At 48.3% G+C, this 18309-nt stretch carries 16 protein-coding genes; 10 read left to right on the top strand and 6 right to left on the bottom strand.

Features of this window, described 5'->3' with window-relative positions:
• Window positions 1-289: 289 nt before the first annotated feature.
• A complete protein-coding gene (locus BS639_RS04225; RefSeq protein WP_084982334.1) occupies window positions 290-490 on the bottom strand; it encodes a DUF7736 domain-containing protein in 201 nt (66 codons plus the stop codon).
• A gap of 1008 nt (window positions 491-1498) precedes the next feature.
• On the opposite strand from BS639_RS04225, the gene cspE reads away from it, so the two are divergent.
• The 5 genes from cspE to BS639_RS04200 all read left to right on the top strand — a co-directional run bounded on the left by cspE (window position 1499) and on the right by BS639_RS04200 (window position 6198).
• Complete coding sequence (gene cspE, locus BS639_RS04220; RefSeq protein ID WP_055781380.1) at window positions 1499-1711, top strand: transcription antiterminator/RNA stability regulator CspE; 213 nt, start codon at window positions 1499-1501, stop codon at window positions 1709-1711.
• A 540-nt stretch (window positions 1712-2251) separates the two neighbouring features.
• Window positions 2252-2926, top strand: coding sequence for a heavy metal response regulator transcription factor (locus BS639_RS04215; RefSeq protein ID WP_055781383.1), 675 nt, complete (start codon window positions 2252-2254; stop codon window positions 2924-2926).
• The gene (locus tag BS639_RS04210) at window positions 2923-4371 is read left to right on the top strand and encodes a heavy metal sensor histidine kinase (RefSeq protein WP_055781385.1); all 1449 of its coding nucleotides are present in this window, start codon (window positions 2923-2925) and stop codon (window positions 4369-4371) included. The genes BS639_RS04215 and BS639_RS04210 overlap by 4 nt, the downstream gene beginning before the upstream one ends.
• A gap of 1 nt (window position 4372) precedes the next feature.
• Entirely contained in the window at window positions 4373-5029 is a 657-nt protein-coding gene (locus BS639_RS04205; RefSeq protein ID WP_055781388.1) for a Qnr family pentapeptide repeat protein, read from the top strand.
• A gap of 68 nt (window positions 5030-5097) precedes the next feature.
• Window positions 5098-6198 carry a DUF1615 domain-containing protein gene (locus BS639_RS04200; RefSeq protein ID WP_139804039.1) on the top strand — a complete coding sequence of 367 codons (1101 nt, stop codon included), beginning with the start codon at window positions 5098-5100 and terminating at the stop codon, window positions 6196-6198.
• A 49-nt stretch (window positions 6199-6247) separates the two neighbouring features.
• Here BS639_RS04200 and BS639_RS04195 read toward each other — a convergent pair whose 3' ends face one another.
• Window positions 6248-6517, bottom strand: coding sequence for a hypothetical protein (locus tag BS639_RS04195; protein WP_233427619.1), 270 nt, complete (start codon window positions 6515-6517; stop codon window positions 6248-6250).
• A gap of 151 nt (window positions 6518-6668) precedes the next feature.
• Between BS639_RS04195 and licT the strand changes: the two genes are divergently transcribed.
• From licT to BS639_RS04175, 4 genes are all read left to right on the top strand, one after another.
• A complete protein-coding gene (gene licT / locus BS639_RS04190; protein ID WP_055781392.1) occupies window positions 6669-7529 on the top strand; it encodes a BglG family transcription antiterminator LicT in 861 nt (286 codons plus the stop codon).
• Between the two features lie 244 nt (window positions 7530-7773).
• Window positions 7774-9663 carry a PTS beta-glucoside transporter subunit IIABC gene (gene bglF, locus BS639_RS04185; RefSeq protein ID WP_055782087.1) on the top strand — a complete coding sequence of 630 codons (1890 nt, stop codon included), beginning with the start codon at window positions 7774-7776 and terminating at the stop codon, window positions 9661-9663.
• 15 nt (window positions 9664-9678) lie between these two features.
• Entirely contained in the window at window positions 9679-11076 is a 1398-nt protein-coding gene (locus tag BS639_RS04180) for a glycoside hydrolase family 1 protein (protein ID WP_055781395.1), read from the top strand.
• Between the two features lie 82 nt (window positions 11077-11158).
• Window positions 11159-11596, top strand: a complete 438-nt coding sequence (locus BS639_RS04175; protein WP_233427618.1) for an aspartate/glutamate racemase family protein — start codon at window positions 11159-11161, stop codon at window positions 11594-11596.
• 518 nt (window positions 11597-12114) lie between these two features.
• On the opposite strand, the gene BS639_RS04170 is transcribed toward BS639_RS04175, so the two are convergent.
• The 4 genes from BS639_RS04170 to BS639_RS04155 all read right to left on the bottom strand — a co-directional run bounded on the left by BS639_RS04170 (window position 12115) and on the right by BS639_RS04155 (window position 16951).
• Entirely contained in the window at window positions 12115-13482 is a 1368-nt protein-coding gene (locus BS639_RS04170; RefSeq protein WP_055781398.1) for an L-serine ammonia-lyase, read from the bottom strand.
• A 41-nt stretch (window positions 13483-13523) separates the two neighbouring features.
• Window positions 13524-14816 (bottom strand): HAAAP family serine/threonine permease, encoded by a 1293-nt coding sequence (locus BS639_RS04165; RefSeq protein ID WP_055781402.1) that lies wholly within the window; start codon window positions 14814-14816, stop codon window positions 13524-13526.
• Window positions 14817-15265: 449 nt separating this feature from the next.
• Window positions 15266-15520 carry a hypothetical protein gene (locus BS639_RS04160; protein WP_055781404.1) on the bottom strand — a complete coding sequence of 85 codons (255 nt, stop codon included), beginning with the start codon at window positions 15518-15520 and terminating at the stop codon, window positions 15266-15268.
• A gap of 168 nt (window positions 15521-15688) precedes the next feature.
• On the bottom strand, window positions 15689-16951 hold the full coding sequence (locus BS639_RS04155) for an MFS transporter (protein ID WP_055781407.1): 1263 nt from the start codon (window positions 16949-16951) through the stop codon (window positions 15689-15691).
• Window positions 16952-17388: 437 nt separating this feature from the next.
• On the opposite strand from BS639_RS04155, the gene BS639_RS04150 reads away from it, so the two are divergent.
• Window positions 17389-18234 carry a VOC family protein gene (locus tag BS639_RS04150; protein WP_084982332.1) on the top strand — a complete coding sequence of 282 codons (846 nt, stop codon included), beginning with the start codon at window positions 17389-17391 and terminating at the stop codon, window positions 18232-18234.
• Window positions 18235-18309: the final 75 nt, after the last annotated feature.

Genomic DNA, 18309 nt, shown 5'->3' with positions numbered 1-18309 from the left:
GTTTTATATCTCATTTAAATAAGGGTTTTAAGATAACCTTCGTTTGTGAAACTAAGAGTATTAAATAGCAAAGCAGGATGTAATACAACGATATTCCCCTCAACTAACCTTTTTCCGTACTCGTCCTAATCGTTGGTTAAATTTTAATATTAATCGGCAGGTGGGAACTTACTTTCACAATTAACAGGAAAGAAAATAAAATTTAAGGCGTTTAGAGCAACCGCGCAGTACGCGGGTCGCCCATGACCAAGACAATAAAGTGTGCTCGGCTAACTAAACATGCGGTCTATCAGTCTGGCATGAGTGCAGAAAAGTCGCCTTCATACAGCGCCTTGCACTGGTCCATAAATTCTGGGTATCCCAGCTCTGAAGTTTGCACCTCGCGAGCCAATCTTTTTTCCAGGTCAGCGTGAAACCATTCAAATTCGCCGTGCAGGATGCCGGTAAACCCGGTGAGGATGATGCATTGTTGTGGTGTAAGTTTGGTCACTGGAGGCCTCGTCATGTCAACGGCTGGGAATAATCTTCATCGTGGCATTCTGCACCAAAAAGGCGAGTGAGGACAACCAGAGTAAACCGATAAGCGGCAGTATCACGCTCGGAGAAAGCATCAAAAATGCTATGCTACAAGTGTGATGTTGATCACACTTAAGCTTTTTGCTATTACTAGCGCCAATATGGAAGGAAGGTTCTTTTGCGCCATCAGCGATGTTATTGGTGTTGGCTTCAGTTTCACCCGCCGTGTTGGTTGCCTCTCATATTAGGTCATTATTTTAAAAGGATTTTTATGAAAGTCGTTATTATCGCCTGCGCAGCCAGTCTTGCCTTTATGGCATTGATGGATTGGCAATTCATGGTGCATGTTTCTAAAAACTAATTAACAGGACTGGTTTCCGCGTCCTTGTTGCTGTGCTTTGAGGGTTTTATGCTGAAATTAGTTATCTATTCCAGCTTGGCGGTATTGTTGGCCAATCTGGTGATTGACTTGCCCTTTGTTCTAGAGGCGAGCGGTTTCTAAGCGCGAAGGTCAACGTTAGTACAAAAGTTCCCAAAGGATAATCGCAACAATGGCCAGCATGGCAACTAGCACTTCAACGTCCTGAATGGTTACTTTGCTCTGAGACTTGCCGTGGGTAATGTTCATATGTGCTCCTCGATTTGTTAGACAAATAGTGGCGCCGTTGAGAAAATATTTTTGTGATAAACATGTAAGTTTTAACAAAATGAACCTAACAGTTCACATTTTTGTTAACGAGGTCACTGTAAGAACTTAATAAAATAAACCTTGCGTAAATTTTTTCAGCGTGCGTTAATGCACTCCTCGGTTTGTAGTACAGACCTTATGAAAGCAATTTGAGTAAAGTAGTTCACTGTATTAGCGTATCCTTACTAGATATCTCTTCACCGCGAATTTCCTTCTTTAGTGCCCCATAAGTATCACAACTAAAAAAACAGACCTCCCTCGCCTTATGGCGGCTAAAATTTAAAGGAAATTATTATGTCTACTAAAATGACTGGTTTAGTGAAATGGTTTGACGCTGGTAAAGGTTTCGGCTTTATCTCTCCTGCAGACGGCAGCAAAGACGTGTTCGTTCACTTCTCTGCTATCCAGAGCAACGATTTCAAAACTCTTGATGAAGGTCAAAAAGTTGAGTTCTCTATCGAGAGCGGCGCTAAAGGCCCATCAGCAGTAAACGTTGTTGCACTGTAATCAGTGAGCAACGGGGTAATCTTACGATAGCGAAGAAGGTGTAAACCTGAGCAGATGAGTGACCCCAAGCCAAAAACCCGCCTTAGTGCGGGTTTTTGCGTTTTTGTCTTTCAAATTTTAATCCACATCTTCAACCCGTAACTTCAACCTACAACTTGAATCCGCAACAAAAACAGTTAGCTTCGTCATTTTTTTGTAATGATTGAGTCATGCTGCTGTGGACGCTAGGTCACTACACTAGCCTCATCGCGTAACAGCCTTATAAACTCAAGCGTTATTAAGGAAAAATCACGAAAAACTCATCAAAAAAAGGTGTCATTACGTCATCTCTTTTCGCCCATATTCCAGAGCCTCGTGGCAGGTGAAACCAAGTTGGTATAAGGTTGCGGAATTAAACCACACAATAAGTGGCAGAACGGATTGAGCAAAAGGCTACGCACCCCATTAGTTCAATACGCAACTCATCAAGCACTGTGATTACCGGGCAGGGCGCAATGGGTTATGCGTACCTACAGACCAGAACGTCAGAGGAGAAGTCGTGTGAGAATTTTGGTCATTGAAGATGAACCCAAAGCAGGTGAATACATGCGCAGCGGTCTGACCGAGGCCGGCTATGTTGTTGATGTCGCGAACAATGGACTTGACGGTCTACACCTCGCGCAGGAGTTCCTCTATGACCTTATCCTGCTGGACGTGATGATGCCTGAGATGGACGGCTGGGAAGTGATGAGACGGCTTGATAAGCAAGTTAAAACGCCCGTGCTTTTCCTTACCGCCCGAGGAACGCTTGAAGACCGGCTTAAAGGCCTTGATTTAGGCGCAGATGATTATCTGGTTAAACCGTTCTCTTTTGCCGAACTTCTGGCGCGCATCCGCGTGGCCTTACGCCGTGGGGGGCAGGTTCGGCAAGAGGACATCGTAGAGCTTGCAGATTTGAAAATGGATATCCCCAAGCGGCGTGTTATTCGAGCTGGAAATCGTATCAGTCTGACGAATAAAGAGTTTAATCTGCTTCAACTGTTTATGATGCATGAAGGGCAAGTGCTGTCGCGCTCGGCTATCGCATCGCGCGTCTGGGATATGAATTTTGACAGCGATACCAACGTGGTCGACGTTGCGGTACGCAGACTGCGGCAAAAAATTGACGATCCTTTCGAAAACAAGCTGATCCACACCGTTCACGGCGTGGGTTATCGCTGTGAAGATGAATCATGAAGCCTGTCATATTGCCTGTGAGGCGTCAGCTCTCGCTAACAACTCGGCTGTCGCTTATTTTTGCGCTGCTCTCGTTTGTGATTATCACACTGGTCGGTTTCACACTGTATCGCACGCTTGAAAAGCAGCTTAGTATCCGTGACGACGGGGCACTTCTCACGCGCGTTGAACAAATTCGTACTCTGCTGCGCGATGAAGACGTGATTAATCTTATTCACGACAAACCCAAACTTTTCGCCAATATGCTTGGCAACCATGAGGCCCTGTTGGTGCTGCGCTTTCCAGGGCAAGCGCCACTGATTGAAGTCAATCCAGGTCATTCTCCGGTACCCAATATCACGCCGGTTCCCGCCGATGCTGACCTTACCCTGTCAGCGGTTCAGCACAGCATTACCGAAAATGACACGCCATTTATCTCTGTTTCTGCCGCAGCTAAAACGTCTGACCAGCCGCACCAGTTAGAAATCATTAGCGGCAGGCTGATGACTGAGCGCACGCGAATTTTAGATGTCTATCGTGATCAAATAATCCTCCTGGCATTGGTGGCGGCAGCGCTTACCGCGTTTCTGGCCTATTTTATTGCAAGACGGGGACTTAGCCCGTTGCGCCGACTGGCCGGTCAAACGGCGGAAATCGGTATCAAGAACTTGTCCGTGCGAATTAACAATGCGCAGGCACCGCGTGAACTCTTAGCGCTAATCGACGCTTTTAACCAAATGCTCGACCGCCTTGAAATCAGTTTTACCCAACTAAGCCAGGTTTCTGCCGACATGGCCCACGATTTGCGTACGCCGATTGGTAATCTGCTTGGGCAAACTGAAGTCGCCCTCGGTCAGCGTCGCAGCGTGGAATATTATGAAAATCTGCTTGGCTCTAATTTTGAAGAGCTGCTTAGGTTGTCAAAAATGACGGACAATATGCTATTTTTGGCTCGTGCAGAGCACGCCGACCATGCGATTGAGCGTAGTGAGCTTCAGGTGGAAGACGAGTTTCAGCGGGTGGGTGAATATTTTGAAGGACCGGCCGACGAGCGCGACCTGCGGGTGAGCCTAAGCGGTGAGGGATGTGTTTGGGCCGATGCCAATTTGTTGCGACGTGCGCTGGCTAATCTGCTGGCCAACGCGATTCGCTATGCTGACCCCGGTAGCGAAGTCTCTTTATTGGCCGAGCAGGAGCCTGGAGGTACGCGCATAAGTGTAACTAATCATGGACCTACGATCGCGCCGCAGCATCTGAGTCGACTGTTTGACCGTTTTTATCGCGCAGATATTTCTCGCAGCACCACAACTCACGCGAGCGGGCTGGGATTGTCGATTGTACGCAGTATCATGGGCCTGCATCAGGGAACCTGGCAGGCGAGCAGCCAGGATGGAATTACGCGATTTACACTTTTCTTTCCGCTAAAAAAGCCTGCTTCAGGTTTGAAAAACGTCAACAGGGAATAGGATGATCGAAAATAAAACCTACAGCGACATGCGTATAGACGATGCGACTTTTTGCGGTGAAAAACTTCAAAACTGCCGTTTTATCCGCTGCGATTTTACCGGTGCAGATTTGGCTGAAACCGCATTTACTGACTGTAGTTTTTACGATGAAAGCCAGCAGCTCGGCTGCCGATTTGAACGCGCTCAGCTGCGTGAAAGCAGTTTTATCCGCTGTGATCTCACCATGGCTAATTTTAAGCACATTGACGCCATTGGCTGTGAAATTCGTGAATCTAAGGCATCTGGAGCCGATTTTCGCGGCGCCAGTTTTATGAATATGATCACCAGCCGCTCTTATTTTTGCCGCGCCTATATGACCAAAAATAATTTTAGCTATGCCAACTTTCAGAAAGTGGTGTTGGAGAAGTGTGAACTGTGGGAGAACCGCTGGACCGGTGCAAATCTTTTGGGGGCCAATTTCAGCGGTTCGGATCTTTCGGGCGGGGAGTTCCACCAAATAGACTGGGCCACGGCTGACTTCACTCACTGTGATATTACAAATTCTGAACTGGGTGACTTAAATATACGGCGGGTTAACCTCGAAGGCGTCAAAATTGATATTTGGCAACAGTCACAGCTATTAGAACGGATTGGTCTGATTGTGGTAGGCTCAGTTTAAAATTTAAAAGATTATTCAGGGATCTGATGACGCTTAATACTGCCACTATTCAATTAATTAGCCCCAATATGTTTCGGGAAAATCGCCTGAAACTGCCGATTTTTCCGCTACTTGGCATGGCCCTATTATTGCTGCTCGCGGGGTGCAGTTCGCAAAAAACGACTGAAAATGGTAAGCATCCAGAGCAGGTGCGTGCGGACATTGTCAGTCTGATGCCTGCCAACGTGGCGGACAAGCAGGGGTGGGCCAAAGATATTAACACCGCTTTTACCACGCAAAAAATTGATCCTTCGAAAGATAACATCTGCGCCGTTTTGGCGGTCACCGAGCAGGAATCAAATTTTAATGCCAATGCCCCGGTACCGGGGCTGGGAAAAATTGCCTGGAAGGAAATAGACCGCCGCGCTGGCGAGGTGCATATTCCGGCTTTTTTGGTTCACACTGCGTTAAAAATTAATTCACCCAACGGCAAGTCCTACAGCGAGCGCCTAGACAACGTACGCAGTGAAAAAGAGCTGAGTGCCATTTTCGATGACTTTATCGGCATGGTTCCGATGGGACAAAAACTGTTTGGCAATCTCAATCCAGTGCATACCGGCGGCCCGATGCAGGTCAGCATCGCCTTTGCCGAGTCAAAAGCCAAAGGCTATCCCTATCCCATAGACGGCAGCATTCGACGAGAAGTCTTCAGCCGCCGCGGCGGGGTCTATTTTGGTATTGCGCATCTTCTTGGCTATCCGACCCACTACAGCCAAACCCTTTATCGATTTGCCGACTACAACGCAGGGTTCTACGCCAGCAGAAACGCCGCATTCCAGCAGGCGGTGAGTCGTTTAACCGGTGTGCGTTTGGCGTTGGATGGTGACGTGGTGAGCTACAGCGACAAGCCCGGCAAGACAGAAATGGCGGTTCGCAGGTTGGGGAAAAAGCTCGATCTCAGCGACTCGAATATTTCACGCGATTTAAAGCAGGGGGAGTCGATAGATTTCGAGAAAACGCCGACCTGGCAGTTGGTGTTTGCTTTGGCTGATAAAACGGCCGGTAAACCCGTTGCGCGAGAGATGCTGCCGGGTATAGAACTTAACAGCCCGAAAATTACCCGCAAGCTGACCACCGCGTGGTTTGCTCAACGGGTTGACGAGCGCCGGCAGCGCTGTATGGCTAAGTAAGACCAGTAATTTCCCTGCAGTCAGCGTGCTGCAGGGATTTGAAAGGACCTTACAGCACGGTCGGCAGCAGGGAAGAGACGCAGTTCAGCACGTCAGTACGGAATTTCTTCGATGCATCTTCGATTTCGCTCGCGTTCAGCGCATCTTTCTCGCGCTCAACGAAGGTTTTCACACCCGACGTAAAGCTATTTTCAAACTTTGTATTCATGGTATTGCCGACGCTGCCGAACAAAATGCGCATTGCCGATACTTGAACCAGAAGTTCGCGGTTAACGCGTTCCAGTTGATCAATTCTTTGGATTAAATTTTCATCGCTCATTTCAGCCTCCTGTTTAAAACACGCAAACCCTACCCCAATTTTACGCAATAAGAAACGAGTGCTCGCTTTTTCCCACGGTTTACAAGAATAATAATCACCGCCCATCAGTGGTTTTCTGGGAGAGTTTTGCGATTTAACGCTAGGGAAGATAATGAAAATTATAAAAATTCTAAATAATAATGCAGTGATCGCTGTCGACGAACATCTCCATGAGCAAGTCATGATGGGAAAGGGGTTGGCATTTCAAAAAAAAATCGGTGAACTGATTGATTGCGACAAGGCTGAAAAGGTTTTCTCACTGCGGGGGAATCCTTTGAATGCGAGGCTTAGCGAACTGCTGGCTGAAATTCCTCTTGATGTATTAACTACCACAGAGAAAATCATCGATCTGGCGCAGACTCGCCTTGGTGAGAAACTCGGCAATAATATATATATTGCTCTCACCGATCACTGCCATTTTGCTATCGAACGATTTAAGCAGGGGATAACGTTGCCAAATGCGTTGCTGTGGGATATCAAACGCGTTTATCACCGCGAGTTCGCGATCAGTCTTGAGGCGCTGGATATTATTGAGCATCGCCTTGGCGTAAGGCTACCTGAAGACGAAGCCGGATATATTGCCCAGCATTTGGTTAAGGGGCAGCTTAACGGTGAGATGTCCGAGGTGGTGAAAATAACGCAAATTATTCAGCAAATTATGCACATCGTGAAGTATCAACTTCGGCTTGATTACCGTGAAGATACCCTGAGCTATCACCGTTTCATTACACATTTGAAATTTTTTGCCCAGCGCATGCTCAGCAAAAATTTGGTTCACAGTGACGATGAATCCCTGCACGATGAGGTTAAAAACCTGTACCCACAAGCTTGGCTTTGTGTGTTGAAAGTGGAACATCATATTCAGAAAAATTATCACTATGCGTTGAGTAAAGAGGAAAAAATGTTTCTCGCTATCCACGTTGAGCGTGTGCGTAAAGAAACGCTGAATCAGAACAACAGCACTGGCGATTAATTCGGGATCCTGTTCACAAAACCAGAACGTTAAAGATTTGCCGCCTTGAGTAAACGCGTCTCAAAGGGCATGCTGCTTCTGAAATTTAGGATTGTTACTGGAAAGCAGGCAAAACCTAAACCGATTTTTTGTTATCGCCTTTTGGGCGAGTAACAGGGCATCGGTTTAGGTTTTTTTTTGGCCTGAATTCCATCGGTGACTTACGCCAGCGCACGGACATTGGGCAGGAATAATGGGCAACTGTATGAAATTAAATGAATTAGCTAATGAAGTATTGGCAAAGGTCGGTGGGGCAGAAAATGTTGTTAGCCTGGTTCATTGTGCCACGCGCCTGCGTTTTAAACTGCGTGACAGCAGCAAAGCGCAAACCCTGGTATTAAAAAATACGCCCGGCATTATCATGGTGGTTGAGAGCGGCGGCCAGTATCAAGTCGTGGTTGGCAACGAGGTAAGCCAGGTTTATGAGCTGATTGCGCCTCTTCTTGATGGCGACGCATCTGAGCAGCAGCCTAATGAATTAGAGGGAAAAGAAGGTTTTTTTGCACGCTTTATCGACATTATTTCCGCAATCTTTACCCCGTTTATTAGCCTGCTTATCGCTGGAGGGATGCTTAAAGGTTTGCTCTCGGTAGCAATGGTTGCGGGTTGGCTGACGGCGCAAAACGGTACCTACCAGATTCTTTTTGCTGCCAGCGATGCCATGTTCTACTTCTTGCCACTTTTTCTTGGCTACACGGCCTGCAAAAAATTTAAGGGCAATCCGTTCATTGGTATGGCGATTGGCGGCGCGCTGGTCCATCCCATGATGCTCGCTGCCTTTACCGCATCGCAAATGCCCGGCGCGCAGCCGCATCACTTTCTTGGGTTGCCGGTCATTTTGATTAACTACAGTTCGTCGGTAATTCCGATTATTTTTGCCTGCTGGCTGTCGGCGTGGCTTGAGCGGCTAATTTATCTTCGGCTGCCAAGTGCAGTACGCAATTTTATCACCCCGCTGATTTGCATCGTGGTGGCCGTACCCCTGACATTTCTGCTGATTGGCCCTGCCGCAACGTGGGTGAGTAAAATGCTCGCCTTGGGTTACGAACTGCTTTACGGCTTTAATTCAGCCATTGCCGGTATGCTAATGGGGGGCCTGTGGCAGGTTTGTGTCATCTTTGGCGTCCACTGGGGCATGGTGCCTATCATGATGAATAACATCAGTATAACGGGTCACGACACACTGATCCCGCTGCTGGTTCCTGCAATTTTTGGACAGGTTGGTGCCACCTTAGGCATATTTTTACGCACTAAAAATGCACAGTTGAAAGGTAGCGCAGGATCGGCATTAGCGGCTGGGATTTGTGGAATTACCGAACCTGCTGTCTACGCGATTACTTTGCCCAACCGACGCGCCTTTGTTTTTGGTTGTCTCGGCGGCGCAGCGGGAGCAGGCGTAGTCGGCTATTTTCACAGTGCGGTGTATTCGTTTGGTTTCGCCAGCATTTTCACCCTCACACAGCTTATTCCACCTACGGGTTACGATTTTACGGTAACTGCCGCCATTATTGGCTTGTTAGTTTCTCTGACGCTTTCAACGCTGCTGACCTATTTCTTTGCGCGAGTTAATGCGCCCAAAACGGTTCCCTGTGCCGATAGCGCGGTGGACGCATCGTTAACACAAACGCATGGGCAGGTTGAGCGGGAGACTATCACCAGTCCGATGCAGGGCAGGTTGATGCCATTAACACAAATAGACGATCCCATTTTTTCCGGAGGATTATTGGGTAAAGGCGCATTTATTACGCCATCCCAAGGTCGCGTAGTGTCACCCGTTGACGGAACAGTGGCCTCATTGTTCAAGACGTTTCACGCCATCGGGCTGGAGTCATCGGGCGGCGCCGAAGTATTGATTCACGTCGGCATTGATACTGTCAAACTCGATGGAAAATATTTCACCCCGCACGTGGCTGAAGGCGACGAAGTCGTTCGCGGCCAACTGCTGCTGGAATTTGATGCTGACGCCATTCGCGCGGCCGGATATAGCCTTGATACGCCAATTTTGATCACCAATAGTGATGATTTTAGCGACGTTATTGTCTCTGATGTCAACGATATTGAAGAAAATACCCCTTTATTGACCTTGGTCCGTTAAAACAGGAGAAAGACGATGAGCCAACAGTTTCCAAATAATTTCCTATGGGGCGGTGCCGTTGCTGCCAATCAGGTTGAAGGTGCTTATTTGACCGATGGCAAAGGCCTTTCCACCTCAGACGTGCAGCCAAAAGGTATTTTTGGCGGCGTAGTTGAGCGCGTGGCAGGCGATAGCGGGATTAAAGATGTCGCGATCGATTTTTACCATCGCTATCCGCAAGATATTAAGCTGTTTGCCGAGCTGGGTTTTAGCTGCCTGCGTACCTCAATTGCCTGGACGCGCATCTTCCCGCAGGGCGACGAGCTTGAGCCGAACGAGGCCGGTCTGGCGTTCTATGACCGGTTGTTTGACGAAATGGCAAAATATAACATCACGCCACTGGTTACGCTGTCGCACTATGAAATGCCGTATGGCCTGGTGATTAATCACGGCGGTTGGGGAAGTCGTCAAACCATAGAATTTTTCGAGCGCTATGCGCGCACCGTATTCCAGCGCTATCAGCATAAAGTGAAGCATTGGCTGACGTTTAATGAAATTAACATGTCGCTGCACGCGCCACTGACCGGCGTGGGTTTGCCAGAAGACAGCAGCCCGCAAGCCGTATATCAGGCCATTCACCATCAACTGGTAGCCAGTGCAAAAGCGGTGAAAGCCTGTCACGAGATTATTCCTGATGCAAAAATCGGCAATATGTTATTGGGCGGACTGCTCTATCCGTTGAGCAGTAAACCAGAAGACGTGATGGAAACTCTCCAGCAAAATCGCGAATGGTTGTTCTTCGGTGACGTTCAAGTACGCGGGAGTTATCCGGCTTATATGAAACGCTTTTTTGCCGATCGCGGCATAGATATTACTATCACCGCCGAAGACAGGTCAGCGCTGAAATCAACAGTCGACTTTATCTCTTTCAGTTATTACATGACTGGCTGCGTAACCACCGATGAAGAGTTGAATCAGAAAGCGCGAGGCAATATTCTTTCTATGGTGCCTAACCCACACCTGCCCAGCTCCGACTGGGGATGGCAGATTGATCCGCAGGGTATTCGCATCCTAATGAATGAACTTTACGACCGTTATCAGAAACCGTTATTTATCGTTGAGAATGGGTTGGGTGCTTACGATAAGCCTGACGCTGACGGCGCAATCAATGATGATTACCGCATTGCCTATCTCAATGATCATTTGGTACAGATTGGCGAAGCCATTGCCGACGGTGTTGAAGTATTGGGTTACACCAGTTGGGGACCGATCGACTTGGTCAGTGCCTCAAAAGCCGAGTTCTCCAAGCGCTACGGTTTTATTTACGTTGACCGCGATGACGAGGGCAACGGCACGCTGGAGCGTCGTCGCAAGAAAAGCTTCTATTGGTATCAAGGTATTATCCAAAGTAACGGTGCATCCCTGAAGCGTTAAATCTACCCACTGCTCATCGGCGACGAATATAACGCCGATGAGTTTCTCACATAACTTTTGTACCGCGACACCCTGCCTACCTATGCGCACTGAAAATCTGCGTATGCCTTCCCTCGAACAGACTTTAGGTTATGATTCATACAGCGCGTTGAGTCATGCGTTTACGCGCATCATGTCTTGCTGTGAGCAAGCGCTCACCTTCAGCCACAGCGTTGGCGTTGTCGGTATTGAACCGTGCGCGCCCGAAATAATTTATGAAATGCTGCACGACAAACTCCGCACCTACCGACAGCCAAATGGGGTGAACTGTACCCATGAACTTCATACTGAAGCGGGAAAAGCAGCGATTATTGAAGCCGTTTTAGCCTGTGAAAAAGAGGGGGCAAAGGTCATTGCACTTGCCTGTACAGGCATGGCGACTACGGACGTTGCTGCGCTGGTTGCGCCTCACACTACTCTGCCGATTATTAATCCGGTGCTGGCAGCCGGTATTTCGGTGAGAAAATTACTCAACAGCTAGCGGAGAGGGGCTACTGTTTGCGTGGAGAAAAATCGCGCCAGTCACGCATCAAGGGTGACGAAAAGCAGAGCAGGAATTGTTAAATCTTATTTGGTCAAAGGCGTATTATCAGAAATATCCCCTTGCAGAGCTAACGCCGTTTTAAACGAGTGCCGGAGATAAGCGCCGGGAAAGGGGATGAAACATAAAGCCCTGCTTAAACAGCAGGGCTTTATGCCGTTTATCGTTCGGCAAACTTAAGTAGGATGACGAAAGCCTTAAAAAATAGGCAAAAAAAAGCCCGCTTGGGAGCGGGCAAAATAACAGGGGTACTACAGGGTTTCTACACAACAGGGTTTCTACAGATTTACACAGGGACATCACTTTCTCTCGATGGATTTAAGATACCAAACCCAATGTATGGTTTTGTCATCGTCCAGTAAGGTTAAGAATCGATATGTAAAGCGTTGCATTGATACGACGGAAAGTATAAAGGCTTACTTTTCAAGGTAAGCCTTTATACTGTTTAGCGATGCAAATCAGTGGCAGGGAAGGATTTTCAATGCCAGTCCGCCTAAGGACGTTTCGCGGTATTTAGCATTCATATCTTTGCCAGTCTCATACATTGTTTCAATGACCTGATCGAGACAAACCTGCGGTTTGCAGGTGCGTCGCAGCGCCATTCGTGAGGCATTGACCGCCTTTACTGAAGAAATGGCGTTGCGCTCGATGCAGGGAACCTGAACCTGACCCGCAACCGGGTCACAGGTCAGTCCCAGATGATGCTCCATGGCAATTTCCGCCGCGATAAACACCTGAACAGTATTACCGCCCAGCAGTTCAGTCAGACCCGCCGCCGCCATTGAACACGCAACGCCAACTTCTCCTTGGCAGCCTACCTCGGCGCCAGAAATTGAGGCATTCATCTTGAACAATGCGCCAACGGCTCCGGCGGCAAGGAAGAAGCGTGCGCTAGCATCGGTACTCAGCGGTCGAATAAACTGATCGTAATACATTAATACGGCAGGAATAATGCCGCATGCGCCGTTGGTCGGGGCTGTGACTACGCGACCCCCGGCCGCATTTTCTTCGTTTACTGCCATCGCGTACATGTTTATCCAGTCAACGACGCCCATCGGATCGATGCTGTTTTTGCCCTGCGTCACTAAAATGTTTCGCAGCGCGGCCGCACGTCTTCTGACCTTCATTGGACCCGGAAGCAGGCCCTCGGTGTGGATCCCGCGCTCGATACCTTCACTCATCACCTGCCAAATAGCCGCAAAATGAGCATCAATGGTCGCTTTATCATTCAACGCCAGCTCATTTTTCATCATCACGCTCGAAAGTGACAGCCCTGACTCATCGCAGTGGCTCTGCAAATCGGCGGCGGAATTGAACGGATAGGGCACACACGGCGCATTGGATTGCGTAACGCCAAACTCGGCATCGGTAACCACAAATCCACCGCCAATGGAATAGTAAGTCTGCGTGAGCAGCAGCGCATCGTGGTTAAAGGCGCAAATGGTCATGCCGTTTTCATGACGGGGTAAATTGCTGTCATGAAAGCGCAGGCCGTCCGGCAACGGAAAGTCTACCTCTTTACCCACGCTGGCGAGAGGTAGGCGACCGCTCTGTTGTACCTGAGCGATAAAAGGCTTGATGGCGTCAATATCTACGGTGTCAGGCTTATTGCCGGCCAAACCCATAATAATGGCGATATCGGTGTGATGTCCTTTACCGGTCAGTGACAAGGAGCCATAGACGTCAACCTGGAGACGCGTTGTTGACTCGAGCAAACCGCTCGAAGCCAGCTCATCGATAAACGCCTTCCCTGCTTTCATCGGACCTACGGTATGCGAGCTTGAAGGCCCGATACCAATCTTAAAAATGTCGAATACGCTGATCATCATTGGCCCCTTGGCCGAACTGTTTATAAACGGATCATGAATTAACCTACCAGGCTATAAACAATCGCAGACATAGCAACCAAACCGACCAGCACCACAAAAACATTGCTGATATGACCGCCATACTTTCTCATTGCGGGCACTTTACGAATAGCGTACATCGGCATCAGGAACAGCAGCATGGCAATAATTGGGCCACCCAGCGTTTCAATCATGCCCAAAATGCTTGGATTCCAGGTGGCAATTGCCCACGTCGTCAGCAGCATGAACACGGCCGTTACGCGATTCATTTTCACCAGACTGATAGTTTTACCGCGGCTGCGCAGCGATTTGGTTACTAGGCCATTAAACCCTTCACGCGCGCCAAGATAGTGGCCGAGGAATGATTTTGTAATGGCAATAAAGGCAATAACCGGAGCGATGTAGGCGATAATCGGCGTTTGGAAATGGTTGGCAAGGTAGGAAAGAATCGAGATGTTTTGCTGTTTGGCTTCCATCAGGTCCGCGGGAGAAAGGCTGAATACGCAGCTGAACACGAAGAACATGACGGTCACTACCATCATCAATGTACTAAAGGTCAGGATCTTAGAACATTTCTTCTCGGCTTCATCACCATATTCCTGACGTTTTGCAACGGCAAATGAGGAAATAATCGGCGAGTGGTTAAAGGAGAAAACCATCACTGGAATAACCAGCCACAGCGTCATTAACATCCCTTTTCCCACACCGTTAGTTGTTGCTGAGGCATGGTCGAAAATAGAAGCATTCCAATGCGGAATAAGGTAAAGCGACAACGCCATTAAAACAATAACAAATGGATAAACAAGAATACTCATTGCCTTAACAATTAGGTGTTCACCAAAGTGAACCAATGTCATCAGGCCCAGAATTAATATCAGTGCTAATAGGGCCCTTGGCGGGGCATTCATGTGCATTTGGTGAGTGATGAAACTTTCGACAGTATTGGTAATCGCCACGCTATAAACCAATAAGATAGGATAAATAGCAAAGAAATAGAGTAGCGTGATGAGCTTGCCTGCCGAAATCCCAAAATGTTCTTCAACGACTTCAGTAATATCCTGACCGGCATTCTTGCCAGAAAGAACAAAGCGGGTTAAACCTCGGTGAGCAAAGAAGGTCATGGGGAAGGCAAGAATAACCATGATGATCAGTGGGATAAGACCGCCAATGCCTGCGTTTATCGGCAGGAATAATACCCCGGCGCCAATGGCCGTGCCATACAGGCCCAGCATCCACATGGTATCAGTTTTACGCCATGCACCCGTTTTTTCAGCGCTTTCTGTTGCAAGAATATCAACTTGAGAATTACTCATAAAACCTCTGGTGAACAAATTTAAGTCATCTCAAATAGAGAGAGACTAGGTCACAATATTAAAAAATGTCGCCTGGGAAGGGACATATTTTGGATGGCGTGATGGTACTCATGAGAAGTAGGAATGTCCGTGATTTGGATCACCTAAAGATTAATATATGGAGTTTTTCGTACTTGTACGATAAATAAACTACAGAAGTGGTGATATAAGGATTTATTAACGAAGACGCCATTTCTTTTGCCATGCAGGGTGCTGAAAATATTCAGATTAGAATAGCATAAACCTTATTTTTCTTAAATTAAGACGCGGAATTGCATGGGGAAAGTTATCGTAAAAAAAGTATAGGCGGGTCAGAATAGGTAGACAGAAAGGCGGAATTAATCGGTAAGTACGCTGAATCAACCGCTCAAAATATCGGCTGATTCAGATTGATAACGAGAGTGAGTTTATTATTTAAGCAGTTCGTTATTGCCAAATAATTTATTACTGTTGCTACTCTGCAAGCTCGTCAGGCAGTGGTTGCTCGATTGATTAGCGGGTTGTTCTGGTATGTTAATCATATCGTGATTGCCTGCGTGGACGTTAAACGAAGCGTGTTCCACACAAGGTTGCGCCACGCTGCTCAGAGGGATTTCTGCCGCCTGAACGCCCAACGCCGCGCTGGAAAGTAACAGGGCGGCTAGAATACTTTTACTGCTGATCATGTTAAATGTGTCCGAAAATCTTCAGGTAAATAGCTGTCGAACCTCTCATCACGGATGCGGAGGTGAAGCTTTTATTAGGGTTTTAAGTGTGCAGAGGCTTAAGGCTGACGATAGAAAACGGGAGCCAGCGCTCCCGTTTACCGTTCATGAAAGGGTCAGAACATCGGTCTACACATGTTGGAGCGTATTCTGCTCTTGAATCTCTTTATTCGGTAGGCGAATCGTGGCAGAAATCGCAAGTGAGATAATTAATAGCACGGTAATGAAGCTGAAGGTCACGACAAATCCCCCAAACAGCGAAGCTATCAGTGAGCCTAGCACGCTGCCAATACCGAAGCCCAGATACAGCAGCCCATAGTTTTTGGTCAGGTTGTTAAGGCCGAAGAAATCGCTGACCAGTGACGGATAAACGGTGATCGTACCGCCAAAGCTGAAGGCAACGCAGGCAACGGAGGCAAAGAAGGTGGCTTCATTCATATGGGTGAAGAGCAGAATACTCATACCCACCAGAGAAATAACCTGCGCAATCGAGATAACGCGAATACGGGCTATTTTATCGGAAAGCACGCCCAGCACCAGTCTGCCGCTGAGGTTGGCGATGGCTATGACAGTAACGGCGTTGGCAGCAGTCACCGCATTCAGATGAACCAGGCCTTGGCCAATGTCTTTTGCTACACCGATGACGTAGAGGCCACTCATGCAGGCGGTCAGGAACATCAGCGCCAGCATCCAATATTGCGGCAAGCGAATCGCTTGGGCCAGACTGAAATCACGCGGTTGTTCGATGTGATTATTCACAATTTTAACTTCCTGCTTCGGCGCATCTGTCATCATCAGGCCGCCGATGATGATCATCGTCATGGCCAGCAATCCCCAAATGATGAAGGTATTTTCCAACGTGCCGATGCTCAGCAGGTAACCGCAAATAAACTTGAAGCCAAGGCTGCCCAATCCGTAGGCGCCGATAGCGCAGGCTGAAACCACGCCTTTGCGCTCAGGGAACCATTTTACACAGTTCGACAGTGACATCAGATACCCGGCACCGTCCGCCAAACCAACCAACACGCCAGCGCTGAGGTAGAGCATTATCAGGTTGTTGGAGTGGGCAGTCAGGAAAAAGCCTACGGCCATTAAGACGCCGGCACCGAGGGTTACATTGCGCACGCCAAAACGTTCTTGCAGTTTACCTGCGACGGAAGAGGCCACGGCCAGTCCCAAGCTCAGCAGACCAAACGAGAACGCAACGCGGCTGATAGGCTCGTCGAGTTTGGCCGAAAGCTGACCGTTAAACAGGCTCCAGGTATAAACCGATCCCAAAGCAAACATAGTGATGATGGTGCCTATCAATGTCATCCAGCGGGTGCGATTGAGATTGGGCGTTGCAGCAATGTGTGCTGCACTTGCATTTGTGAAGCCTGATTTATCACGCATAGTGGGTTCTCCCGAGCGAGACTGATTCAATTAGATTGACGCTATGATAAGTCTTAATCAGGAGACTGAACCGATTCAGGCATGAAATGCCCGGTTAGTGGAATGAAGTGCATTAATCGTGGTATGAATGGCCTAAAAACGGATTAAAACGCCTCCAAAACGCGTCGAAAGCCCCCTTTGCAGCCCGCGTGGTGCCTGGGTTTATTTGATCTAAATCACAATTTAGTCAGTTATATTCAGCGTTGCATCGCGCATCAACATCTTGAACGGCTATAAAAGCAAATCGTCATCACTTTTAGGCGTTTTTTGTGATGAGATAAATGGAGGTGTTTATCTCAAAAGAGGGATTGGTTTTGCGGAAAACTTCGTTCTTGAAAACCCCGCTTCTCTTTATCCTGCTTTCTATCGCTTACTAATATGATAGAAGAGAGTGTTATATGTCTTCCCTTACTCCTCATCTTGACCACGTGGTTATCAACGTTGCCGACGGCCTCGATCAGTCACAGTTGCTGTTTCGTCGACTGGGTTTCAGCCTGACTTCACGGGGGCATCACTCCCTAGGCTCAAGCAATCATCTGGCAATTTTTAATGATAATTATCTGGAACTGTTGGGTTATGAAGACCGCGCAAATTTGCAGCGCAAAGACTTGTGGCAGGCACCGCTTGGCTTGAACGGGCTGGTGTGGAAGACGCAGGATGCCGACGAGATTTATCAGCATCTTACTCGGCAACGGGTGGCAGACACGCCACCCAAGGCCTTTTTCCGACCAGTAAAATTGAACGACGGAACTGAACCGAACGCACGATTCCAAACCGTGTCGGTGGCCGCTTCGCGCATTGCACACGGCAGAAGCTTTTTTTGCCAGCATCTCACGCCGGAACTGGTTTGGCGCGCAGAGTGGCAGTCACACCCAAACGCCGTGTCGCACATCAGCGAGTTCGTTATTTCGGCGCCGGATATCCAGCAGGCTGCGCAGGTTTATGTTGAGATTTTTGGAGCAGAATATCTTGAAAACGTTGATGCAGAGGAAATAACCCTGCGCGCCGGACGCGCAAAGGTACGATTTGTCAGCCCGCAGAAGGCACTTTCTGGCTGGGGTGTTTCGCCAGAGGAGGAGCCTCAGGAGGCCAAAATGATCGCACTCGGTTTCGCCACTCACTCCCTGGAGGCGGCACGTCAAAGCCTCCAGCGCGGCGAGATTCATGTCGAAGACGATGGTCAAAAAATTGTGCTGCAGGTAGGGCATGGGCTGGGTCTAACGTTAACATTTAGTGAGCAATGATCGAGAAGTGTAAAAGGTGAAACTTCCGCTAAGGCCATCGGTCCAAAAGTCACAACATAACTTTTGGACAATCTT

This window comes from Rouxiella silvae (assembly GCF_002093625.1).
GTDB lineage: Bacteria > Pseudomonadota > Gammaproteobacteria > Enterobacterales > Enterobacteriaceae > Rouxiella > Rouxiella silvae.
Note: the sequence above shows the minus strand (reverse complement) of the source record. Positions and strands in the feature narration are given on the sequence as shown.